Source organism: Clostridium sp., assembly GCF_050717535.1.
GTDB lineage: Bacteria > Bacillota > Clostridia > Clostridiales > Clostridiaceae > Clostridium_AD.
Genome location: NZ_JBOITM010000088.1, coordinates 19313 through 43867, shown reverse-complemented (window position 1 = coordinate 43867; position 24555 = coordinate 19313). Strand labels below are relative to the sequence as shown.

Below are 24555 nucleotides of genomic sequence, written 5' to 3'. Positions count from 1 at the left end.
TAAATAATAAAGAAATTGCCAGGGTGCCCATGGGTATTACCTGGCAAGTTCTTTATTTACTAAATAAAATCTTGACTTAATCTTTCAATAACACGTTTTTCACCCATAACTTGCATTACTTCATACAAATCTTGAGTTTGTGTTCTGTTAGTTAAGGCCACTCTGATAACTGCTGCAACATCAGAAACTACACCTTTATACAAATCAGGATTCTTTTTATAAACTCTTCCGTTTTTTGCATATCCAAGTTTTTCAGAAAGGTCTTTAACTCGTGAAAACCATGTATCTGCATCATCATTATGATTATATACAGTTATATAGTCCGCAAGGATTATTTTAATATCATCACTTGATATATTCTCAGGGAAATTAGTGCCAGCACTAATACTATTTTTATAAAAATCATCAAAGAAATATTCAATATGTTCTTTTACATCTAACCATTTTACAAAATCTTTTCTTGGTTTGTCATTTTCTCTTTCAATATTAAATATTTGCTTTGCATAATCCTCATTTTGGATAAGTAAACCCGCAACTTTCGTATCATTATCTTTAGCCCAAGCAAGGTATAAGTCATAAACGGTGTCAGCGCTCATAGCAGCTATAACATCCTTACTCATATCGTTAAGTTTTAAGATATCAAATAGTGCACCGCTTTTGCTCATATTTTCAAGTATAATGGTAAAGTTTGCACAAGGCTCATCTGCATGGTCTGTTCTCCATTCTTGAAAATTAGAATTAATTAAATTTGAAAGATATTCAGTTACAGAAACAAGAGGATAACCTTCAGATTTATAATAATCTACACGTATTTCTGGATCTTTTCTTTTACTAAGTTTACGTCTTGATGTCCCATCCATTTTCATTATTGTAGGAATATGAGCATATTTTGGAACGGTAAAGCCCAACATTTCAAACAATTGCAAATGTATAGGTAGAGAAGAAAACCATTCCTCACCACGTATAACATGGGTTGTTCTCATTAAATGGTCATCTACAGCATGAGCTAAATGGTAGGTTGGAAGACCATTAGTTTTAAGTAACACAATATCTTGATCATTTTCTGGCATACTTACATCGCCTTTAATTAAATCATTACAAATTACTCTTTTATTTGGATCACCAGGAGATTTAAGTCTTATAACAAAAGGTTTGCCTTTTGATAAATTTTCATTAATTTCATCAAAAGTGGCATTTCTGTGAATAGCCCATTTCCCATGATAGCCTGTATTAATTTTAAGTTCTTGTTGGATTTTTCTGGTTTCATCTAATTCTTCTTCCGTGCAAAAACAAGGATAAGCTAAGCCTTTTTTTATTAAATCTTTTACATAGGCATGATATATTTCCATCCTATCGCTTTGCTTGTAAGGTCCATAAGCACCTTTTTCACTCTTAGAATCCACAACTCCTTCATCAAAGAAAATTCCAAAATCGCGTAGAGTTCTAGTGCTTTCTTCAATGGCACCAGCTACCTCTCTTTTCTTATCTGTGTCTTCTACTCTAAAATAAAATATTCCTCCACTCTGGTGAGCCGTTCGCTCAGATATAAGAGCTGCGAATACTCCTCCAAGATGCTGAAAGCCGGTTGGACTAGGGGCATATCTTGTAACCATAGCGCCTTCTTTAAGGTTTCTTTCTGGGTAGATATTATTATAGTATTCTGGAGTTTTATCTATTTTTGGGAGTAGTAAATCTGCTAGTTTTATGTTGTCCATTTTAATCATCCTTTCTTGTTTATATTATTTCATGGCAAAAAAAACCTCTCATCCTATACTATAATAGGACGAAAGGTAAACTTCCGCGGTACCACCTAAATTGATGTAAAGGTATCTTTCAATACCTAAATCCACTCATTAACAGTATATATTCATACTGTACTTTTTTAACGGAAAGTTCCCGTTGGACTTACTCAAAAATTTCAGTCCACTGCTCCAGAGCTTCTTTCTGTAGTTTCAAACACCAAATTTCCATCATCATTGGTTCTCTTTAAATTGAAATATACCTACTTTTCTCTTTCATTGCATTATATATTCTAATGTTATTATTTCATTGTTTAACTATAATTATACATGCATTATTTAGAATGTCAACATATCATTAGTTCATCAATTAAAGTGTAGATTAAAGAAAAACTAGTTTAACAGATGTGTAGTTTATTAATGGAAATGTTAGAATATCAATTGCAGAATTGTTTGTCATGAAGCTGTGGTCCATATTTTTATTCAAACTAAGTAGAGGTGTAGAGTTTTAGAATGCTACATAATAATAGTGAGAATATTTTGCACTTTTTATGATTTCATATTGACAATATATTGACAATACCATAATATATAACATATACAGTGAGTGTACCTAACAAAATGTTAGCGGTACAGGGAACCATCCTACACGTAGGTAACTCTACGGAGTCACTTTCATAGTGATTTCGTGGAGCTTTTTTGTTTCAATTTAAAATATGATGATGAATATCTTATGGCAAGATATAATATATAGTATTAAGGGGGAATGGTATTAATGTATACTGGTAAAAAAATTAGATTGAGAGAATATAAAAAAGAAGATGTGAAGTTAGCCCAGCATTTTATAAATGATCCTGAGCTAAAGAGACTTTTACATCCAGGAATTCCTTATCTATTCACCTTTGAAGATGAACAGAAATGGTTTGATGGAATGTCAGCTACGAAGGAAATATATAGTTTTGCCATAGAGACATTAGTGGATAGCAAATATATAGGCGGCTGTGGAATAAATAATATAGATTGGAAAAATAGCGTTATAGTTGTAGGCATATTTATTGGGGATAAAGATTACTGGGGTAAAGGATATGGCACTGATGCAATGAAGGTATTAATTAAGTTTATTTTTGAGCAGATGAATATACATAAAATAAAATTGCAGGTATATTCTTTTAATGAACGTGCAATTAAATGCTATGAAAAATGTGGATTTAAACAAGAAGGTAGACTAAGAAAAGAAATTTTCAAAGATGGTAAGTATTATGATGAAATTGTTATGGGATTATTAAGTGAAGAATATTTTTCATAAAAGCGTAGTTATATTTAATGCTACTTTAGCACTTCAGGTACAAATTTAAGAGGCAATGCATAAATATATAAGTATGAAATATGAAAGCGAGATGATAATAATATGGGAGCCTTGATTATGCTCAGTGATTTTACTGAAAATGATAATGTCAATTTGAAAAGAAAAATGAAAGAAATATTTTCTGATAAAAAATATACTATAAGCTATATACCTTCAATGACTGATAAAGAATTAAAACATTTTGAAAAAACAAAAGATAAGTTAAGTGAATATGGAAATTTCAATGTTGATTATTATGACATAGATGATTTTTGTAATATGGATAAAATAGAAAAAATATTTAAATCAGACATAATCTATCTATCAGGGGGGAATACCTATTATTTTTTGAATAACCTAAAGAAAAGGTATTTTATAACTAGACTTAGAAAATATGTTGAAAATGGTGGTCACATTATAGGAGTAAGTGCAGGTGCAATACTTATGTCAAAAGATATATCAGCCGCACAATTTGGTGACAAAGATATAGTTGGATTATCAGATTTATCATCCTTAGCACTTGTTGATTTCGATTTTATGCCACATTGGAATGAGGACAGTCATTATTTAGTCGATTTAAAAGAATACTCTAAAAACACAGGAAACACAGTCTATGCATGTAATGATGGCGATGGAATTATTGTAATGAATAATAAAGTGCATTTTTATGGGGATATAAAAATGATAAAACAAGGAGATATAGTGGGAGTCAAAGTAAAAAATGGTAAAATAATTTAATTAAGGCATCCTAAAAAAAGTAAACTAGCATAATAACTAGTTGTTTTTTTCGGATGCCTTAGTGCCACTCACGTGGCAAGTGGCAACTTGGACAAGCTATTTCTTTAAAAATATTTATATTTACAACTAAATGTTTGCATGAGCAAGTCTAGCTTTTGTAAATTTAGCCTTGTTTACCTTATAAATTTGATGCATCTCCAGTATTTCTAAGGAAGTGTAAGTATATTTAATGAATATTGCAGCTGTAATGAAGGATATAACATCTGATATTGGGTAAGCAAGCCAAGCCCCTAGTACTCCCATATCTAAGCCCATTACAAGGGTATATACTAGTGGGATAAATATTATTAGTTGTCTATAAATAGATAGCTTGAAAGATGCTTTAACCCTATTTATAGCTTGGCAATAAGAAATTGACAAGTAATATATCCCAAGGCAAGGGAAGACAGCTATGATTATCCTAAAAGCCTTTGCTGTGGATTCTATAATAGCACTATCATTTATAAATATGCCTATAAGTGGCTTTGCAAAAATCATAAATATTGCCCACAACACAGTTGAGCTTACAGACACTGCAATGATAGATGTTTTAACAACTTCTTTTAATCTTGTATAATTTCCAGCACCATAATTATAAGCGGCTATTGGTTGCATAGCTGAGCTTATTCCCATTACCGTCATAAATAAAAACATGGAAACTCTTGTAGTTAATCCAACTGTTACAATGGCCATATCTCCACCATAAGAAGACAGTAAATTGTTTAATATAGCAGCTACAATTGCATCTGATATCTCTACAATAAAGGTTGAAAATCCCACATATATTATTCCAATAGATACTGTTTTATTAAGAGTTAATTTAATGGAAAATTTTAAGCTGCTTTTTATTTTCATAAATTCAGTTAGTACATATATAAAAGCTACTATTTGAGATACTACTGTTGCTATAGCAGCACCTTTTATACCATAAGAAAAAACATTTATTAGTAAATAATCTATAATTACATTGATAATTGCACCAAGGGAAGTACTTAATAGAACTATCTTGGTATTGCCAAAAGCAGTTATAATATATGAAGCGATTACTGTGAAAGATTGAAATACTACTCCAAGTAGTATTATACTTACATAATCTTTTGCAAGAGGGAATATATTTTTTGAAGCACCTAAACCTTTTATAATTGTATCTTGAAAAATAAAAATACCAGCACTAATTGTACATACTATTATAAGCATTAGAACTATAGCATTAGGTATTATAGTTCTTAAATTTTCATAATCTTCATCTCCACAGCTTCTTGCTACAGAGGTAGAAGCACCGATAGCTATAAGCATTGATATAGCTAAAAACAATCGTTGAATTGGAAAAGCTATGGTTAGTGCACCAATAGCATCAGCCCCTATGGCTTGCCCCAAAAACATAGAATCCACCATGTTGTACATTTCTGATACCATTAAAGAAATTATAGCTGGAACGGAAAATTTAAATAATAGTTTTCCAATTTTTTCCTCACCAAATGTTTTATTACTTTCTGCTACATTACCCATTGTCATGAAACCCACGTCTCCTTAAGAATTTTTTGTTACCATAAGTATTATTCTACGCTATTATGAATACATTAACATTCACAGGGTTGCTAGATAAAATGGACAAAGTTGCTAACATTTTACTTTCAATAATACTTAAATAACAAAAAAACACCCTAAAATAGGTGCTTTTGTACTTTTTGAAGAACTATTAAAGTGGCTCCATAGCCTTCAATCTTTATTATGTTATTGTAAACTGTAGTTTTTTTTGCAAAAGAAAGTGAAACATTAGGAGCAGAAATCTTTGTTAGAATTTTCCACTCATCATAACTAAGTCTTTTGGGTTTACCCATACGTAACCAAATGTCGTAAGCAGATCCAATTTTTTCACCAATTTCATATTTAATAACTTTATAGTCATTAACTAAATTTTTAATGGATAAGGATATCTTTCTCTCGGTAATATTTTTGCTCCCCTTACCTTTGGATAAATCTTCTAGCTTAATTAAGGAATTAAGTTCATCACTGTAACTGTAAAGTAAAACTTGAATATCCTCATCTTGCCTTGTGATAATATATCCATCACCTTGCTTTATAACCTCATTGCCTAGTTTTGACAATAAATAATAGGCATAATAGGAAACTTTATTTATCCCATTTAAAGTAAGAAGTCCTGGTGATCCAAAAAATAATTCGTTGTTTAAAATAGAGTTTTCCTCTACAGTATCAAAAGCCTTAAGTGTAAGCAGATTGTTGTTATTGTTACTAATGAAATTATGAATAATATATGGAAGCATGTAGGAGGAATCATAAATAGTATTTATAGTTTTAGGAACATCAAAAGGCTCCTCTATTAAATTTTGCAATTCATACTTTTCAAAAATTTCTCGTGTAATATCTATATACTCTACGGATAAATCTTTGGAGGCTTGGAATTTCCACAGCCTAACTACCTCAATTCCATATATATCAGCAAAATATAATATAAAGCTTTCTAAAAGTTTTATGAAAGAGCTCCTATCCTCAAAAGTCTGGTTTAAAATTATTAAGGGTATAAGTGATATATCCATTAAAAACTCTAATAGCTTTTCAACTTCATTCCAATTTAGAAATCTTACGTTTTCATTAAAATATATTTTCATTTCTTTTCCAAATAAATTTTGAATTATACCATTTTCAAAGCCTATAGCTTCTTGAATAGATCTTAAGTATCCCTGTTCACCGGATTTAATTAGTTCTTCTGCTTGACCTAAATTCAATTTTTCTTTCCATATATGTTGTAATTTTGTACCTGGCAAAAGAGAATCTATCTGGAGTTTAATGATTTTGTTAGTATAGTTAAATCTATCATAGTCTTCTAAATAATAAGATATATATGGGAGAGTTTCGTATAAATCATGTATTTGCATTTGTTTAAAGCTATCAAATTTATCCTCATCTATATGATATTTTTTTCTGAACTGTAGGGGAGTACATTTATAGTAATCTTTAAAGCTCTTATTATAATACCGGGCATGAGAAAAACCAACATCGAGAGAAATATCTGAGATGGTTCTATCTGTATCCAATAATAATTTAATAGATTCATCTACTCTAACAATATTAACCAACTCTGTAAAACTTGTTCCGGATATATCTTTTATTTGATGAGATAAATAATAAGAACTTAAATATTCTGTATTAGCTATATCTTGTAAACTAATTTTATTCATGTAGTTATTATAGATGTACTTTCTTATTCTATGATACCTTTGAAATTGGATTACATTTTCTTTTAAATCTTTCTCATCGTAGTTAAGATAGTGAAAGTTATTTATTAAATGGAATAATAATTCTACTAAAACAGCTTCTATTTTATCATCAAAGTTCTCACTCTTTTGTATTACTTCGCAAGCTAGAATAGATAAGTATTTTCTAAGAATATCGTACTTTTCTTCAAGTTGTGCGCCTTCCTGCGTAGAATTTGTATAAAAATAAATATTTTTCATATCATCATAATATTTTTCGAAAAATGTAGGGTCAACGTGAAAAATTAACACCTTATTTTTTTCTTTTGAATAAATTCTGTGTGCTTCATCACAATTTATAATTTCAATTTCACCGTCTTCAATTTCATAAGTTCCTGATTCTATAAGTACATTAACACTGCCCTCAAGTACAAAAATTATTTCTATAGAATTATGCCAGTGTATTGGATAGTCATTTATACTCTCAAGGGAGATGGTTATAGGTAAATCATTTATATAACTTATATATTTTTTTCTCATTGTAATAATCTCCTTTGGCGCACGGTGCCACCCAGGTGGCAAGTGGCAAGTTTGCGATATATATACAGTATACATCATGAATTAAAAAGCACCAAAGAAGGTTTATTATTTTATAGAAGGTAAGTATTTTACAAATTCATAGAAATCCTCGTATTCTCCACTATAATCAGTTATTATTTCTTCCTGGGTCCTATGTAAAAGATTATTTGTTATTAGATATGTCTTTAGTCCAAGGTTTTTCGCAATTATATCTTCTTGAACATCATTCCCAACCATCAAGCAGTCTTCTGGCTGTTTTTCAATATCTTTTAGTATTTCTTCATAATATTTTAATTGAGGTTTGCAGTAATGGTTTTTCTCAAAGGTTGAAATATATGAAAAATCTTCTGGCTTAAAGCCTGCCCAACGTATTCTATGATGAATAGCTTTTTCAGGAAACAATGGATTAGTAGCTAGTGCAACAGTATAACCTTTTGCTTTTAATAGATTAACACTTTCTTTTATGCAGTGGATATCCAAAACGTATTCACTGATTTTTAAAAAATTTGTATCGTAAAAATCATCAAAACGTTTTTGCAGAACGGGAAGTTCCATATTCATTCTAGTGGTAAAGTCAGCCATAAATATTTCTTCATTAGTTTTATATTCTGTGCTTTCTACCATTATTTTAGTAGAACTCCATATATTTTTGGCTAGTTCACTAGGGGATATTATATCAGCAAAGTTTTTTGAAAGCTCCTTAAAATATAGTTTTTCAAACAGAATCATGTCTATAGGAAGTAAGGTACCATCAAGATCAAACAATATTGTATTCATTTATTTACGCTCCTCGTAATATCTAGTGCACTTGCTTGTACACTGATTGATTTTACTCGTTTTATATTATAGGTAATAAAGAAATATTATGTGTAATTCTAAGTTTTGTCAATAAAAACTAATAGTATCATTATAGTAACTATATGTTATAAAAGTGTGTACTTGCATTAAATGATTATAGTGGTAGAATAACACTTATAAAGTTAATATTATTGAATGATTTTAAAAATATTGCACACTGTGTAATGTCTGTGGTCTTAATTAAATAAGAAACTATGAAAAAAAAATAAAAAATAAAGAGGAGAATTTAACATGAAAAATTTTAATTATTCAATTCCAACTAAGATATTTTTTGGTAAAAATCAAATAGATGTACTTGGTAGTGAAATAAAAAAATATGGCTCTAAAGTATTACTTGTTTATGGAGGCGGAAGCATTAAGAAAAGTGGATTATATGATGAAATAACTGAGATATTTAAAACCAATGATATTAGTTATTGGGAGCTTTCAGGAGTAGAACCAAATCCAAGATTAACTAGTGTTAGAAAAGGTGTTCAAATTTGCCGCGATAATGAGATAGATATTATCCTTGCAGTTGGTGGGGGAAGCTCAATTGACTGTGCAAAGGTAATAGCAGCAGGCTATTATTATGAAGGGGATGCATGGGATATAGTGCTAGATCCAAGGAAGATTAAAAAGGTACTTCCACTTGCTACTGTATTAACTCTTGCAGCAACAGGTTCTGAAATGGATGCTGGAGCTGTAATTACCAATTTTGACACAAAAGAAAAATTAGCCACAGGACACCAAGATATGGCACCTAAGTTCTCTATATTGGATCCTACTTATACCTACACAGTACCTGAAAGACAAACAGCAGCAGGTACTGCAGATATAACTAGTCACATATTTGAAGTGTATTTTAGTAGCACAAAGGAAGCGTTTTTGCAAAACAGAATGGCTGAGGCAATGCTTAAAACCTGCATAAATTATGGACCAATAGCTTTAAAAGACCCAGAAAATTATGAAGCTAGATCTAATTTAATGTGGACTTCAAGCCTTGCAATAAATGGTCTTTTAAGCTATGGAAAAGAAACAGAGTGGAGTGTTCATGCAATGGAGCATGAACTAAGTGCATACTATGATATTACTCATGGAGTAGGTCTTGCGATATTAACACCACATTGGATGAAATACATTTTAAGTGATTCAACCTTAGATAAATTTGTTGAATATGGAGTAAATGTTTGGGATATTGATGAGAGTGGTGATAAGTATGCAATTGCAAATGAGGCAATTGAAAAAACAAGAGAATATTATAATTCCTTAGGAATTCCTTCTTCACTAAGTGAAGTTGGCATAAGCGAAGATAAATTAGAAGAAATGGCAAAGCAAGCTACAAGAAATGGTAATCTAGGAAACTTCAGAGTTTTAGAAGCTCAGGATGTATTAAATATATTTAGAGCATCATTATAATTTAGATAATATTGTAGTAAATACAAATCAAATAAGAACTTCAAAATCTTAGAAATATCAAGGTTTTGGAGTTCTTTTTGCAAATTAGATAACCTGATAAGTGTAAAACATGGAAATAATAATATCTTAAACATAGGCAAATATGAGATTAAAATAATTACATGGAAAATAATCAAATAAGGTTTATAATAGAATTACTTTTATTTTTTATGTAAATAATTATAAATATTATATTTTATGAATTTTATTTAAATAATATCTAGGTAATTACAAGGAGAAGCAAGATGGAAAAGTATGTTTATGTTATTATTTCAAGAACACCAACTTCTATGGGTAAGATAATTAGAAAATTTTTAAAAGGAAAATATAATCATGCATCAATAAGTTTAGATGAAAATTTAAGCCAAATGTATTCCTTTTGTAGATTGGCAGTTAGCAATCCTCTTGTAGGCGGTATTATCAGAGAGAGTGTGTTTACACTTACAATAGGACTTAAGGATGATGTACCTATTATTGTATATCGTATACCTGTAACTGCAGAGCAATATGAATTAATAAGTAAATTCATATACGATATATATAATGACGAAGAGGTTTATTACTACAATTTCATTCAAGCCCTTGGGCTTATTTCTAAAAAAAAGCATACTATTTACAAGACCTACATATGCTCTGAATTTGTCATGGAAACCCTAAGACAAGGAGGACTTAAACTTACAACATTAGAATCTTATAAGATAACACCAACAGATATTAGCGGCATTATGGGTGAATTTATTTATTATTCAGGTAATCTCAAGGATTATCCATTTATACAGAAGATAAAAACAAAGGATGACGATCGTTTCTTTTGTAAAACAGGTCTTCTTTATGAAGGGGTTCATACCCTTAGACATTTTTGGAAGGTTATTTCTCGAGATAGAAACAGTAAAAAATAGGATTATAATTGAAAATAATGAAGCAGTATATGATTTTCATACTAAAGAACAAGTATAATTATTTTTTATATAGAGTCTTACAAAGGTATGGGTTATATTCTAAGTATAGATTTTGAGAAATAGGGGGAAAAATAATGGACAATCACCAACATACGATTACTATGACTATGAAGTCCGAATTAAATGAAGAGGACTATAAAGCTATTAAAAGTTTAGAAGCTATTTGCTATAAAAAGCAAAAGATTAATTTGAAATTAGAGCTGGATTTTAAAATGCACCTAAAAAACAAAATTATGGCAGAGTTTCTATATTACGATAATGAAATTTTAGTAGGTTATTTAGGCCTATGTAATTTTCATGGAACTTCAGTAGAGGTTACAGGGATGGTACAACCTGAGTTTCGTAGGAAGGGAATATTTAAAAAACTATATTTACTTGCTGAGGAAGAATGGCAAAAGATATGTCCATCAGAGGTGTTATTGCTATGTGATCACACATCACTTTCAGGTTTAACCTTTATAAATAACATTGGTGCTGAATATGGGTCTTCTGAGTACAAGATGTGTTTGAATAAAAAATCAGTGTACAAGTCTACTAACCATGCAATAATACTAAGGCCGGCAACAAAGGAAGATGCTACTGAACTTTATAGACAAGATTCTATTTATTTTGGTAATCTTGAAAAGGATGTAGATGAAAAGAAACTTCAAGAAGACATAGATGAAATATCTCTTCAGATAGATGATTCTGCTATCAACTATTTGGCAGAACTTTCGGGGGAAGTTATAGGTAAAATCCGTATTTCTATAGCGGATAATGAGGGCTTTATTTATGGGTTTGGAGTAATTCCAGATTCTCGAGGAAATGGCTATGGAAGAGAAATCTTGTGCTTAGCATTGGATATATTAAAGAAAGAACAAGTAGATAATACCTTTCTTGAAGTTGCTACGGAAAATAAAAAAGCTCTTGCACTTTATGAATCCTGTGGTTTTGAAGAGATTTCTGTAATGGATTATTATATAGTTTCTTAACGTAGTTTAAATATTATTAAAATTCTCAAAAATTAAACAAAACATAATCAAGCGTTAACTTGTTCTTAACCTTCCGAGCATATAATGAATACATAAGGGAGGTGAAGAAAAGATGAAAAATTTAAATATATGTATTGATATTGATGGAACAATAACGGATGCTTATTATTGGCTTAATATTACCAATAAATATTTTAACAAAAATATAACTGAAGATCAAATAACTAAATATTATATCCATGAGGTAATAGGTATTAAGCAGAGTGAATATGAAGAATTTTATGATGAAAATAAAATCCAAATTCATTCAGAGCAAAAGCTTAGAGAAGATGTGCAGATTGTTATAGAAAGACTAAGTCTTATGCACAATATATTTTTCGTTACGGCAAGAGAAAAATCACTCACTATGTTAACTCATTCCTATTTAAGAAAAAATAGAATTCCCTATGACGATTTGTTTGTTTTAGGAAGTCATTATAAAGTGGATAAAGCAAGAGAATTAGAATGTAATGTGTTTATCGAAGATAATTATGACAACGCAGTTCAGCTAGCAGATGCAGGATTTAAGGTTCTTTTGATAGATACTAATTATAATCGAAAGCCATTGAATGAGAATATAGTTAGGGTTTATAATTGGAAAGAAATATATTCAATAATAAATAAACTGTTATTACAGTGCAAAGCAGTGTAATGGCAGTTTATTTATTTTTTGATAAATTATAAAAATTAAAACTATTTACTGCTGCATGAAAGCATGATACTATTTAACCATAATATAACATTAATGATAAAAATATCTGATCTTGACTTCAATGATAAGAAGAAGGATTAAATTTAAGTTGTTATGGGGGGTGGGTATCATGAGAAGTAGATTGAGAAAAAAAGGATACATAAAGAGAATTTTACTCCTAATATTAATTATAATTTTAGGATTTTTTGTTTTTGATTTATATAAATACCAAGGTGAAAAAAATAAATTTAATATTGTTTTAAGGTATGGTGTTGGAGAAGACGTAAATTTAATATTATTCAAGTATAATGGAAAGCCTAAAAATGTATTAAATACTTTAAATGATACTTTTGTGAAGGAATCGGTGAATAAGAGAAAAGTTAAAACAAAGTTATCGCTTACCGAAAGTGAAATGAAAGAAATTGAAACTTATATTACTGAAAAAAACATCATGAGCTATCCAGATAAAATTACATATGAGGCTAAAATGGATTCAAGCATTGTGAAATCATATCTAACCATCTACTTAAAAGGACATAAGAAAACTATAGAATGGAATAACCTAGGATCTGAGAAAGATTACACACAAGAGAAGACGAATCAAGTGAAAAATCTAGACAAATTAGAACTTAAAATTATAGAATTTATTGAAAATAAATAAAAATTCAAATAAACTTCCGATTAGTAATGGTGGTTATATGTAATAAAGTACAATAGGCGGTGGAGGTGTAAAATGTATAAAAAAATAATATCATTATGTGTGGTCATAGTTACTGTGGTTGTGTTAATAAGTGGATGTTCTAACTCACTAAAAGAGGCGAATACCACACTAACAAAAGAAATTAGTACTATGAAGGAGAAAAATAGTAAGTTAGAAAATTCAGTTGTGGAGTTAACGGAAGAATCTAAAAGCTTAAAAACTAAATTAAAGGATTTAGAGTCAAATGCTGGTTTCGTAAAGGAAGAGATATCTAAACCCAAAAATAGTGTTTACCCAATATATTCAGCTGATATAAATAGCTATATTAAGGAGATACATTTTGGAACTTATATATCCGAAGATTTATCCGTAAAAAATAAGTTGAATGCTCTTTCTAAAGCAATATCAGAGATTCATTTTAATAATCTTCCTATTGAGGTTTATGAAATTACAGAAATTGATGGGAAAAAAATTGCAGTGATAAATTTAAAAGAGTCTGAAGATAATCAGAAAATTAGCGATGTATCTCAATTTAAAGGATCTTCCTGGGCAACAGGTTATTTTCAAGGGTCAACTGGAGGGAAAATAACATCGGTATCTTTAATTGAAACATTTTTGCAGAAAGATTATGAAGGACAATGGATTGATGGTGTGAAATTCTTATACGATAATAATATTATTAAATTTGAACATGTACCAGATTTGGGAGAAGTAAGCTATAGAAAATAGCATTTAATTAAAATTTTAAAGTATGCTAAAAAAATTTAAATAAACAAGGGGTAATAAAATATAATTTGAGTGATCTTGAAGAACTATTAGCCGCGCATTGACATGTTGAAAATAAAAGAATAGTATATAGGGGGTGGGGGTATAAAAAAGCTGATTATTTAGTAGTTTTATTAAATAATTAGTTTGAAGATGCCACTTGTCACATGGATGACACTAGGCATCAAGCACCAGTTAGGAGGAATAATAATGATAGAGTTAAATACCTTAGATGAAATAGATGAGTTCATAAAAAACAATACAATAGCAATGCTTTATTTTAGTTCAGAAGCATGCAACGTATGTGGGGCACTGCTTCCTAAGATTGAAGAAATGCTAATTAAGTTTCCAGAGATTGTAGTAAGTAAAATTAGTGTTGATGAATTTACAGAGGCAGCTGGGCAGTATTCAATATTTACTTTGCCGGGGATTTTGGTTTATATTGAGGGCAAAGAAATAATTCGTGAGGCAAGATTTATCAGCGTTGAAATATTAGAAAAAACTATAGAAAGATATTATAATATGTTGTTTTAGAATAATAAAAAAAGAACGCTTAGTAAAATTTATTAAATTTACGAAGCGCTCTATTTATTTTAAAGATATTTTTCTTTGAATTCTAAATACCCTTTTTTTCTTAATTTACAAGAAGGGCAGTTTCCACAGCCATTTCCTTTTATTCCATTATAACAAGTTAAAGTATCCTCTTTAACTATATCAAGTACACCTAAATCATAGGCCATTTTCCAAGTTTCGGCCTTGTTAATCCACATTAAAGGCGTTTCAATTACGAAATCATAGCCCATGGCTAAGTTTAAGGTAACATTTAAGGATTTTATAAATACGTCTCTACAATCTGGGTACCCACTAAAGTCACTTTGAGATACACCAGTTATAATAGTGTTTATCCCTCTTTGCTTTGCAAATACTGCTACAAAGGTTAAGAATAATAAGTTTCTTCCATCTACAAAGGAATTAGGTACAGTACCACTGGGTGCTGACTTGTCTACTTCCATATTTTTTCTTGTCAATGAATTTGGTGCTAATTGATTTAATAGGTTTAAGTCTAAAGAATGATACTCTACATTGTGTTTTTTACATATATCCTTTGCACAATCTAGTTCTAATATATGTTTTTGACCATAATCAAAAGACACAGCTATAACTTTTTTATATTTTTTTAATGCCCAAAATAAGCAAGTTGTGCTATCTTGTCCGCCACTAAATACTACTATTGCTTTCTCCCTATCCATAATTAATACACCAACCTTTATTTATTAAAAAGCATCATTAATTTATTATTTAAAATTACATCAGTATTGAATCTTCCTGTATAAGTAGTTGTCATTGTTTTAGTGCCTGGTTTTTTTATGCCTCTTGTGGTCATGCAACCGTGTTCGCCTTCTATAATAACAGCCACATCCGAGGAACTAGTTACTATTTGCATAATCTCAGCTATGTCTGTGCCTATTCTTTCTTGAAGTTGCAATCTTCGGCCTACCATGTCAGCTATTCTAGCAATTTTACTTAAACCAATAATCTTTTTAGTAGGGACATATGCAACTGAAACTTTCATATTATACATAAGAGCTAGATGATGTTCACAATGACTAAAAATTTGGATATCCTTCATTATGACTATATCAAGGCAATCCTCTTTAATTATTAATTTATCTTCAAAAGTTGTATTAAACATTTCAGCAATTTCATTATTGCTGTAGCACATGCCTGCAAATACCTCTTCATACATCTTAGCTACACGTGCTGGAGTATCTTTAAGACCTTCGCGGCTTGGGTCATCACCTAAAGCTATTAAAATGCCTTTTATATGTTCTTCTATTGCTTTTGTATCTATTGTCATAATTTTATACACCTCTCTTATTTGGATCCCAGATGATTTTATGAAGTTGAACTTGAAGATTAATTCCATTCATTTTATTATACACCATAAAATCTACAATCTTTGCTAAGTCAATTTGTCCAAAGACTGGACTAATATACACATTAGTTCTATGTGAGAGTTTATATTTGTCTATTATGAATTTGGATCTTTTTACATCTTCCATGGTACCACAAACAAATTTAACTGTATCCCTAGGATTTAAATGATCAAAGTTGTTTAAATCCATTTTATCTTCCATATTACTACAAGGCAATTTATAATCCATAGTAAAACTTGGTGGATTTTCTAAGTGGTCAAATTCACTTAAAGGAATACTACCATTAGTTTCAATTTCTATATGAAGGGATCTATCTTTAGAAAGCAATTCTAATAGTTCAATAATTCCTTCTTGAAGCAATGGCTCTCCACCGGTTAAGGTTACATTTTGTATTTCAGTAGATTTAATATAGTTATATATTTCACCCGAAGTCATGAAATCATAACACACATTGTCTTTATTAGCCCATTTAGTATCACAGTAACTACAATTTAAATTGCAACCTGCAAATCTTATAAATACTACTAGTTGTCCTGCTAGTGGACCTTCCCCGTTAATGCTTGTAAATTTTTCAACTACTTTAAATTTCACGCTGCTATGCCTCGCTTTCTTCATATGTTGCACTATTAGTAGGTGTTTCATAAACTGTAGTTCTCTTTACTTGATATCCTATATCTTTAATTAGTTTAAAGAAAAAACATGCAAAATTCTCCGCTGTTGGTCTGAAATTAACTTCAATTACATTAAAGCCATCTTGCATAATACAATTTAAGGTAACATCTCTCATGGTACCTTCTTGAACTATTAAGGCATGATCATAAGAATCTATTATAGCTTTAACATCTTTTTTCAAATCACCAAAATCTATTATCATTCCGTCAAGCTGACCGCCTTGTGCCAAGGTTTCTGATTGGACTTCTACTTCAACCCTCCACCTATGTCCGTGAATATTCGAACATTTTCCATCATAGCCAGAAAGAAAATGTGCACTGTCAAAGCTATGTTCTGCCTTTAAAATATACATGTGGTACACTCCTCCTAGAGTTTATGTTGATTTAATAAATAATCATTATAAAATCTGTGTCAGTTCTTATATCTTATAATTTTTTGCAAATAAAAAAGGGTATTATCCACCCTTATACAAAAAAAGCTACCTAAAACGGTAGTTACGTCCTAGTTTTGTTTATAGACAGGATGGTTTAGAACTGTCTTATTTAGTTTTATAATTATTAACTTTACTATAAGCTGTGAGGTATGTCAAATTATAATGTGAAATTTTCATCTCAAATTCAGTTTACTTTGAACTGAAATTGTGTAATAATATAAAGTTGTAAAAGCAAATTTAATTATATTATTATGTAAAAATATTGGTTATAATATATCTAACAAATAACGTTGTTAGTGAGGAGTAAAAATGAAAATAGGATTTGATCAGAAAAAATATTTAGAAGAGCAATCAAAGTATATTTTAGAAAGAGTTAACAATTATGATAAGTTATATTTGGAATTTGGTGGAAAACTTTTTAATGATCTTCATGCAAAAAGAGTTTTACCAGGGTTTGATGAAAATGCAAAGATTAAATTATTACATAAATTAAAAGAAAAAGTTGAGGTTATTATTTGTGTATTTGCAGGAGATATTGAAAGAAACAAAATAAGAGGAGACTTTGGGATCACTTATGATGTGGATGTTTTAAGATTAATTGATGATTTACGTGCATATGAGCTTGATGTAAATAGTGTTGTAATTACTAGATATGACGGGCAACCAGCAACTACAATCTTCATAAATAAGCTTGAACGCAGAGGAATAAAAGTATATAAACATAGAGCAACTAAAGGATATCCTACAGATGTAGATGCAATTGTAAGTGATGAAGGATATGGTAAAAATCCATTTATTGAAACTACAAAACCTATTGTAGTAGTAACAGCACCAGGTCCAGGAAGTGGGAAGCTAGCTACTTGCCTAAGTCAACTTTATCATGAACATAAGCATGGAAGAGCTGCTGGTTATTCAAAGTTTGAAACTTTCCCAGTGTGGAATATTCCACTAAAGCATCCTGTAAATATAGCATATGAAGCTGCAACAGCAGACCTTAACGATGTAAATATGCTAGATTCCTTCCATTTTGATGCCTACAACAAGATAGCTGTAAACTACAATCGTGATATTGAAACATTTCCTGTACTTAGACGAATTATAGAAAGAATAACAGGAGAAGAGGCTGTCTACAAATCCCCAACAGATATGGGAGTTAATAGAGTAGGCTTTGGAATTATTGACGATGACGTTATCAAAGAGGCATCAAGGCAAGAGGTAATAAGAAGATACTTTAAAACAGGTTGTGAGTATAAAAAAGGGTATATAAACAAAGAAACTTTTGATAGAGTTAAGCTTCTTATGGAAGAACTTAATTTAAAACAGCAAGATAGAAAAGTTGTTATGCCTGCAAGAGAACGTTCAGCTACTTTAAAACAATGCTCCAGTAAAACTGAAGCTTGCCCAGCCCTCGCAATAGAGCTTAATGATGGAACAATATTAACTAGTAAAAGTTCAGATACAATGGATGCAACAGCTGCTATAATTTTAAATGCGGTTAAATATTTTGCAAATATAGATGACGAAATTCATCTTATTTCTCCAGTTATACTTGAGCCAATTATAAATTTAAAATCTAAAGTATTAGGCAGTAAAAAACCCGCTTTGGATTGTGAAAATATACTAATTGCACTAAGTATATGTGCTGCTACAAATCCAATAGCAAAGGTAGCTATGGATAAGTTGGTAATGTTAAAAGGATGTCAAGCTCACTCAACTACAATTATAAGTACAGCTGATGAGCAAACTTTTAGAAAACTTGGCATAGACATAACGTCTGATGCGGAATATGCAACTGAAAGTCTTTATTATATATAATAATTTTTGTATTGTTAACGAACTAACTAACTAAGTTAAGTGAATATCTCTTTAAATAGTGAGTTATTAAAAAGTCACATTCCTATATTAAATGGGAGTGTGACTTTTTTTGTTAGGCTGTTATAATATAGGTCAGTGCTACAAAAAAACACTTCCATAATAACAGCATCCAATTGCACCGTTAAATTGTGGCTCTTTAATGGATACTATATCTTCGTAATCTTGTTTTAAAAATTTTCTTATTGCAGTATTAGTAGCAACACCGCCAGTTAAAATTAATTTTTTACCTTTGAATTTACTTAAAAGAGGTTTAAGTCTCTTGTATAAAGAATAGTTAACACTAGAACACAAGGTTTCTATACTTATACCTTCGGCTATTTTACCAATTAACTCTGACTCGGAAAATACAGCACAGGTTGAATTAAGTTCCACAGGATTTTCATAGTGCTCACTCATATCATGGAGGGATACTTCAAGTACATTTGCCATATTCTCTAAATATCTTCCACAGGAGGCGGCACATTTTTCATTAAGCTCTAGGTCTGTAATAATGCCTCTTTCTACTTTTACAACCTTAACGTCTTGGCCTCCTACATCTAAGAGTATAAAATCCTTTAGGGCAGTTTGATAGAAGCCTCCATAGACATGGGCTTTTAGTTCATTTATTGGAGTAAAGAGCAATAAATCAGTATTGTTTTTTCCATAGCCTGTTGACACAGCTTTATCTATTTGTCCGAGATGAAACTTTTCTAAATTAACAATAACTTTACCATTAAAGTCACAGTAATTTTTGTAAAAATTCATGGTACTTACTTTTTCCTTCTGAATTATTTTATTATTTTCCATTAAAACAATCTTAACCGAGCGGCTTCCAAGGTCTATACCGAGTACTCGCATTTTTTAGCCTCCTTTAAGTCTATTAGCATATCAAGAAAGGCTTCTAACCTAAGTTTTGTTCTTGCATCTAGGACGTTCAATTTGTCTCCTTCAATATTTAATATGGGAATATCTAATTTTTCTTTTAAAACAATATGTTCTACTGCTCTATAGCAAAAGGCTTGAGTGTAGTGAATTATACCATCTAATTTTCGCTGGCCAATTTGCTTTTGTAATTCTCTAATTCTAAATTCAACATTATATGGATAAGTGTAGTCGTAATATTGTTGAAATATATCTAATGAGCTATCAGCTCTAGGAAAAGCAAATTCTCTTTGAACTTCATTGTACACGAAATTAGCATCTAGCCTCTCAACAAATTCATATATATCTGAAGTCATAGGCGGAACACCGATGTATCCAAGTCGCAGTTTTCTACTTATGGGCTTCCTATTTTTAATAGTAATAATAACTTTTTTTAGGTCAGCTTCAAAATTATCTATATCTCCATTAAAATCACTTGTGCATAACTGATATAGGTGATTTTCAAAGCCTGTAGCCTTATTATCAATATAAGTTAATTCATCAATTTCTTTTGCTAAGGTTCTAACTTCATTTAACCTTTTTCTAACTACTTCAACTTTTTCAATTGTTACGTCAAAGGTATTCATAAATTTGGTTATTTCATATTTTACGTCATCTACCTTGTGACTATGGGGAAAGGAAAATGGATAAACTTTAATTCCTCGAAGTTCAAGTACGTCAATAAGGGCTTTTGTATTAGAACAATCGCCCTCAACAACTCCAACTATCTCTTTAATATTATTTTTTAAGCAAGCTCCATAGATTCCTTTTATCCAAGAACACAAGTTTTTAGGGAATCCATCTCTCTCTGCAACATCTATATATTTCATATAGTCCTTTGAGGTTATAAAAATATTATTTAAATCTACGGGTGTGTAACCTGCTGAAATAAGAACCTCTATTGGTACTGTAGTTGTTAAACCTATTTTTTTCATTATGAAGCCTCCTATAAAACTAATCCATTAATTATTTATCGGTGTAAAAATTAAGCAAATAAAAAAGGGCATAAACCGCCCTTAAACAAAAAAACTACCTAAAACGGTAGCTACGTCCTAGTTTTGTTTATAGACAGGATGGTTTAGAACTGTCTTATTATATTTTATATTAATAAAGTATACTACATGTGGCCTGGGATGTCAAAAAAGAGTAGGTGCGGTGCCACTTGCCACCCACATGGCAAGTGGCAAAAGTGACAAGCTTAATGTGGTATACGTAAAGTGTGTCAATAGAGTATAAAGTCGAAATAAATATTAAATTTATGTTGACTCTAACGTAGGGTTATAGTTTATTATAAATTTATAGGGACAAAGAAAATAAAGGGGATGATTTTTTATGTCTTATAAAATAAAAGAAGTAGCTGATATAGTGGGGGTAAGTGTGCGTACACTTCATCATTATGATCAAATAGGTATTCTAAAGTAGATAACTTCTACAACTGTACTATGAAAATATTTAGAGGACTTGGAGAGTTATATGTTTGTGATGAACGTTTTACAGCTAACATTGATAAGCATAAGGTTGGGTTAGCTAAGTTTTTAAGTGAGGCAATGATTTACTATTGTGATAACAACTAATTTTCAGAAAAGATTTTTAAATAAGTCCCTCTTTTTTTATTAAGATCAATGATATCTTGTAGAAAATAGGCTATAATATAGATAGTTGAACAATTTAAATTTCGTTTTAATATTATGATTAACCAATAAAGGAGTTGGAATTACATGATAGATATTGAAGATAAGATTACAACATTAACAGAATACTTTAAAACTAATGATGATATTCTAGCGGTTTGGTTAATTGGCTCATATGGAACGGAATATCAAAGAGAAGAGAGTGATATTGATTTTTCAATTTTGTTTAGTAAAGATATTTCTATTATAGATGAAATGAAAATATCATGTAATATATCAGATATAATAGGTTATGAAAATGTTGATACTGTAGATTTAAAAAAAGCGCCTATAACATTACAATTTAAAACTATACGAGAAGGAAGAAGTCTATATGAAGCTGATTTCATAAAAACATGTGATTATATTGAATACGTAATTAGCAGATATAGAGAAGAAAAATATTATATAGACTCTTTTAGAAAAGACTACTATGAAAGTTATTCACTATAGGTGGGGGTAAATATGAATTTTGATAGAGAAAAATTAGAGCAAAAAATATTGTTTATGCAAACTAACGTAGCAAAATTGAAGAAGCTTAGTAAAATAGATAAGGAAATATTTATTGAAGATTTTCGAAATGTGGATAGCTCGAAATATTTATTACAAGTTACTATAGAAGCCATGCTGGATATAGCTAGCCATTTAATTGCAAGAAATAGATGGGGAAAACCAGAGGATAATAAGGCGCATTTTCAAATATTGGCTGATAACAATGTCATTAAAACAGAAGATATAGCCACATATTTTTTAATGGCAAAGTTCAGAAATAGAATTGTGCATATGTACTTTAATATTAATGATAAGATGGTGTATGACATAACTCAAAATAATTTGGAAGATTTCGAAAAATTTATAAGTGATATATTAGCAAGTATGAGCTAGTAAAAGAGGTTACATTTAAGTGGCAAGTTTTAATAAATAATAAAGTTGCCATGGAGGGGAAGTTAGTAATTTTTAGAAATTACTAACTTCCCCTATTTTTTTTATTATATTGAAAGTTGTTAACCTTCCCCTTGAAAATTTATATTATTACTAAATACTTTAGAAACAACAAAATAAATTGCAACATATATATCGAAATGTTAGTATTAGACTGTAAACTTTTAATAATTATTACAACTCTTAAAAAAATATAGTTGTGAGGATAAATGTATATGACAATTATGAAAACTATAAAATAAAAAAAAATGATTATAATATCTATAATTATTGCAATAACTTCACAGATAAACATGAATTTACTTATATCTAACTTTAGAGTTTCAGTTGCCATAATATTATTCCCAGTATTTTTATACTTGTTTGATGAAATAGATACAATAAAAATGGGAGTTATGTGTGCAATTTTTGTTTATATTTTAAGAGTAGGTATTTATTTTATTGAAAATGGGAGTTTTATTGAAATCTTATTAGCCTATTTCCCTGAGATATTTTTCTATGCTTTTTATAGCATATTTTTTAAAATTTTTAATAAAACGGAAAATTCATTTAAATTTAATCGATTAGTAATAACTTTGATATTAAGTGATTACTTAGCTGGAGTTATTGGTTCCACTATAACTCTACATATTAAAAAGCAAAAGAGAGAAATAATTGAAAAAGAATCATTTGCAGCATAAAGCAGTATACGATGCCATCCACGTGGCAATATACTTTCTTTAATATATATATAACTAAAATAAAAACTGCCACAGAAGTATCTGTGGCAGTTTTTGTGGTTGGGTGTTAATAGTGCAACATCGATAATGATGATTTAATCATATATAATGATCATGCGCTAATAATCAATCTAATATTTGAACTTTAATGTATTTAACACCCCAATTAACAGCCTCTTTATTGGTATTAAAAAAAACATCTATAAAATTTCCTTTTATTGCAGAACCTTTATCTGCAGCGATAGCATAGCCGTAACCTTCAACATATAGCTTTGTTCCCATAGGGATAATTCTAGGGTCTACAGCAATGGTACTGTAGCCATTTGCATTTCGGACATTTTTTATTCCAGAGGCAGTATAGGCATTGTTCATTTCGTCTGCAGAATAAGCAGTAGCTTTTACAGTAAGGATGTCTTTAGAGGGGGTTAAAGATCCACCTCTTGAAAAGGTTATTTTTGGCAAAGTACCTTGAACTATAATTTTACTTTTAGCTGCTTTAATTACCTTTTCACTAATAACTTTTCTAGATACTTCCTTGCCATTCTCATATGTCACATTTACTGTAACACTTTTTTGACCTGGTACTCCGATTTGTAAAACCTTGATTTTAGATTTTAAGGTATTAATATCTTTTCTAGTAATGGTTTTAAAAGCAATTGGTGCTGTTTGCTTAATTGTTGATATTTTAACTCTAGTTATGATAACATTCATTCCTGGAAATAGTATAGTTCCTATTGATGGTGAAACCCTATCAGTAGTACTCAATGATATTTTTTCAGCTTTTAACATTAGAGCAATAGTTTTTTCAGAAGAACTTATATTAAGCTCTTTATTGTCAACAAATACCGTTACATTTATAGGCAGGGTATCATTTATTTCAGCACTGCTCAGAGTGTTGTGAAGAGTTTCCTGGTAAGTTAATAATTCCATGGGTTCACCATCTACAACTAATATGTTGTTTTTACCTGCGAAGCACATGAAAGTAGTTAAGGTGGTAATTATTGTAATCATCATAAAATTAATTGCAGTTTTTTTTCGCTTATATTTTATAAATTTAACGATAATAATCATCTCCTATTATAAATTTAGATATAATTATCTAGGGGGAGAGGTTAAAGTGTAGATTTTTTAGATATATAGTATTTAATAATAATCTGAAAAGTTGCAAGGAATTAAGGGGTAAAGGTATTTCTATAGCAATGCATATGGTATATATTGTAATGGTAGTATACCACATTTGTAAGTAGATGGAAATAGTTAAATTTATGGTTATGTCATATAGCTTTTGTATAATTAGATTTTGTGATTTTTCAACTTGTTACATATACTGTACAT

25 protein-coding genes, 1 pseudogene and 1 other annotated feature are annotated in these 24555 nt (G+C 30.0%); of the genes and pseudogenes, 15 read left to right on the top strand and 11 right to left on the bottom strand.

What is annotated here, in order from left to right; genetic code table 11:
- Positions 1-59: 59 nt before the first annotated feature.
- Complete coding sequence (gene gltX, locus ACREVU_RS19225) at positions 60-1715, bottom strand: glutamate--tRNA ligase (RefSeq protein ID WP_431553212.1); 1656 nt, start codon at positions 1713-1715, stop codon at positions 60-62.
- Positions 1716-1776: 61 nt separating this feature from the next.
- Positions 1777-2028: a binding site (T-box leader), on the bottom strand.
- A 486-nt stretch (positions 2029-2514) separates the two neighbouring features.
- Here gltX and ACREVU_RS19220 point away from each other — a divergent pair.
- Positions 2515-3045 carry a GNAT family N-acetyltransferase gene (locus ACREVU_RS19220; RefSeq protein WP_431553211.1) on the top strand — a complete coding sequence of 177 codons (531 nt, stop codon included), beginning with the start codon at positions 2515-2517 and terminating at the stop codon, positions 3043-3045.
- A 117-nt stretch (positions 3046-3162) separates the two neighbouring features.
- On the top strand, positions 3163-3822 hold the full coding sequence (locus ACREVU_RS19215; protein WP_431553210.1) for a Type 1 glutamine amidotransferase-like domain-containing protein: 660 nt from the start codon (positions 3163-3165) through the stop codon (positions 3820-3822).
- A 126-nt stretch (positions 3823-3948) separates the two neighbouring features.
- Here the strand turns inward: ACREVU_RS19215 and ACREVU_RS19210 are convergent, their stop codons facing one another.
- The 3 genes from ACREVU_RS19210 to ACREVU_RS19200 all read right to left on the bottom strand — a co-directional run bounded on the left by ACREVU_RS19210 (position 3949) and on the right by ACREVU_RS19200 (position 8432).
- Positions 3949-5376, bottom strand: a complete 1428-nt coding sequence (locus ACREVU_RS19210) for an MATE family efflux transporter (protein ID WP_431553209.1) — start codon at positions 5374-5376, stop codon at positions 3949-3951.
- Positions 5377-5525: 149 nt separating this feature from the next.
- Positions 5526-7616: a helix-turn-helix domain-containing protein gene (locus tag ACREVU_RS19205; RefSeq protein WP_431553208.1), complete on the bottom strand. Its 2091-nt coding sequence runs from the start codon at positions 7614-7616 to the stop codon at positions 5526-5528.
- 105 nt (positions 7617-7721) lie between these two features.
- Positions 7722-8432: an HAD family hydrolase gene (locus ACREVU_RS19200; protein ID WP_431553207.1), complete on the bottom strand. Its 711-nt coding sequence runs from the start codon at positions 8430-8432 to the stop codon at positions 7722-7724.
- Between the two features lie 312 nt (positions 8433-8744).
- Between ACREVU_RS19200 and ACREVU_RS19195 the strand changes: the two genes are divergently transcribed.
- The 7 genes from ACREVU_RS19195 to ACREVU_RS19165 all read left to right on the top strand — a co-directional run bounded on the left by ACREVU_RS19195 (position 8745) and on the right by ACREVU_RS19165 (position 14606).
- Entirely contained in the window at positions 8745-9908 is a 1164-nt protein-coding gene (locus tag ACREVU_RS19195) for an iron-containing alcohol dehydrogenase (RefSeq protein WP_431553206.1), read from the top strand.
- A gap of 284 nt (positions 9909-10192) precedes the next feature.
- Entirely contained in the window at positions 10193-10846 is a 654-nt protein-coding gene (locus tag ACREVU_RS19190; protein ID WP_431553205.1) for a hypothetical protein, read from the top strand.
- A gap of 134 nt (positions 10847-10980) precedes the next feature.
- Positions 10981-11877: a GNAT family N-acetyltransferase gene (locus ACREVU_RS19185; protein ID WP_431553204.1), complete on the top strand. Its 897-nt coding sequence runs from the start codon at positions 10981-10983 to the stop codon at positions 11875-11877.
- A 112-nt stretch (positions 11878-11989) separates the two neighbouring features.
- Positions 11990-12568, top strand: coding sequence for a 5' nucleotidase, NT5C type (locus ACREVU_RS19180; RefSeq protein ID WP_431553203.1), 579 nt, complete (start codon positions 11990-11992; stop codon positions 12566-12568).
- A 169-nt stretch (positions 12569-12737) separates the two neighbouring features.
- On the top strand, positions 12738-13268 hold the full coding sequence (locus tag ACREVU_RS19175; protein WP_431553202.1) for a hypothetical protein: 531 nt from the start codon (positions 12738-12740) through the stop codon (positions 13266-13268).
- Positions 13269-13340: 72 nt separating this feature from the next.
- Positions 13341-14036 carry a hypothetical protein gene (locus ACREVU_RS19170; protein ID WP_431553201.1) on the top strand — a complete coding sequence of 232 codons (696 nt, stop codon included), beginning with the start codon at positions 13341-13343 and terminating at the stop codon, positions 14034-14036.
- Positions 14037-14282: 246 nt separating this feature from the next.
- The gene (locus ACREVU_RS19165; RefSeq protein WP_431553200.1) at positions 14283-14606 is read left to right on the top strand and encodes a thioredoxin family protein; all 324 of its coding nucleotides are present in this window, start codon (positions 14283-14285) and stop codon (positions 14604-14606) included.
- Positions 14607-14665: 59 nt separating this feature from the next.
- Here ACREVU_RS19165 and queC read toward each other — a convergent pair whose 3' ends face one another.
- From queC to queD, 4 genes are read right to left on the bottom strand one after another with little or no spacing between them, the layout of a single operon-like run.
- Positions 14666-15322 (bottom strand): 7-cyano-7-deazaguanine synthase QueC, encoded by a 657-nt coding sequence (gene queC, locus ACREVU_RS19160; RefSeq protein ID WP_431553199.1) that lies wholly within the window; start codon positions 15320-15322, stop codon positions 14666-14668.
- A gap of 17 nt (positions 15323-15339) precedes the next feature.
- Entirely contained in the window at positions 15340-15930 is a 591-nt protein-coding gene (folE, locus tag ACREVU_RS19155; protein WP_431553198.1) for a GTP cyclohydrolase I, read from the bottom strand.
- 4 nt (positions 15931-15934) lie between these two features.
- A complete protein-coding gene (queE, locus tag ACREVU_RS19150; protein ID WP_431553197.1) occupies positions 15935-16600 on the bottom strand; it encodes a putative 7-carboxy-7-deazaguanine synthase QueE in 666 nt (221 codons plus the stop codon).
- 4 nt (positions 16601-16604) lie between these two features.
- Positions 16605-17033: a 6-carboxytetrahydropterin synthase QueD gene (gene queD / locus ACREVU_RS19145; RefSeq protein ID WP_431553196.1), complete on the bottom strand. Its 429-nt coding sequence runs from the start codon at positions 17031-17033 to the stop codon at positions 16605-16607.
- A gap of 390 nt (positions 17034-17423) precedes the next feature.
- On the opposite strand from queD, the gene ACREVU_RS19140 reads away from it, so the two are divergent.
- Positions 17424-18929 carry a DUF1846 domain-containing protein gene (locus ACREVU_RS19140; RefSeq protein WP_431553195.1) on the top strand — a complete coding sequence of 502 codons (1506 nt, stop codon included), beginning with the start codon at positions 17424-17426 and terminating at the stop codon, positions 18927-18929.
- Positions 18930-19067: 138 nt separating this feature from the next.
- Here ACREVU_RS19140 and ACREVU_RS19135 read toward each other — a convergent pair whose 3' ends face one another.
- Positions 19068-19826, bottom strand: a complete 759-nt coding sequence (locus ACREVU_RS19135) for an acyl-CoA dehydratase activase (RefSeq protein ID WP_431553194.1) — start codon at positions 19824-19826, stop codon at positions 19068-19070.
- Positions 19808-20824: a 2-hydroxyacyl-CoA dehydratase family protein gene (locus tag ACREVU_RS19130; protein WP_431553193.1), complete on the bottom strand. Its 1017-nt coding sequence runs from the start codon at positions 20822-20824 to the stop codon at positions 19808-19810. Before ACREVU_RS19130 ends, ACREVU_RS19135 begins: the two co-directional genes overlap by 19 nt.
- A 397-nt stretch (positions 20825-21221) precedes the next feature.
- Here ACREVU_RS19130 and ACREVU_RS19125 point away from each other — a divergent pair, with 397 nt between their 5' ends.
- The 5 genes and pseudogenes from ACREVU_RS19125 to ACREVU_RS19105 all read left to right on the top strand — a co-directional run bounded on the left by ACREVU_RS19125 (position 21222) and on the right by ACREVU_RS19105 (position 23181).
- Positions 21222-21311 carry a MerR family DNA-binding transcriptional regulator gene (locus ACREVU_RS19125; protein ID WP_431553192.1) on the top strand — a complete coding sequence of 30 codons (90 nt, stop codon included), beginning with the start codon at positions 21222-21224 and terminating at the stop codon, positions 21309-21311.
- 2 nt (positions 21312-21313) lie between these two features.
- A pseudogene (locus tag ACREVU_RS19120) lies at positions 21314-21463 on the top strand (TipAS antibiotic-recognition domain-containing protein); the annotation flags it as partial.
- Positions 21464-21607: 144 nt separating this feature from the next.
- Positions 21608-22012, top strand: coding sequence for a type VII toxin-antitoxin system MntA family adenylyltransferase antitoxin (gene mntA, locus ACREVU_RS19115; protein WP_431553191.1), 405 nt, complete (start codon positions 21608-21610; stop codon positions 22010-22012).
- A 12-nt stretch (positions 22013-22024) separates the two neighbouring features.
- Positions 22025-22444 (top strand): type VII toxin-antitoxin system HepT family RNase toxin, encoded by a 420-nt coding sequence (hepT, locus tag ACREVU_RS19110; protein ID WP_431553190.1) that lies wholly within the window; start codon positions 22025-22027, stop codon positions 22442-22444.
- Positions 22445-22749: 305 nt separating this feature from the next.
- Complete coding sequence (locus ACREVU_RS19105; RefSeq protein WP_431553189.1) at positions 22750-23181, top strand: hypothetical protein; 432 nt, start codon at positions 22750-22752, stop codon at positions 23179-23181.
- A 165-nt stretch (positions 23182-23346) separates the two neighbouring features.
- On the opposite strand, the gene ACREVU_RS19100 is transcribed toward ACREVU_RS19105, so the two are convergent.
- Positions 23347-24234: a resuscitation-promoting factor gene (locus ACREVU_RS19100; protein ID WP_431553188.1), complete on the bottom strand. Its 888-nt coding sequence runs from the start codon at positions 24232-24234 to the stop codon at positions 23347-23349.
- Between the last annotated feature and the right edge of the window lie 321 nt (positions 24235-24555).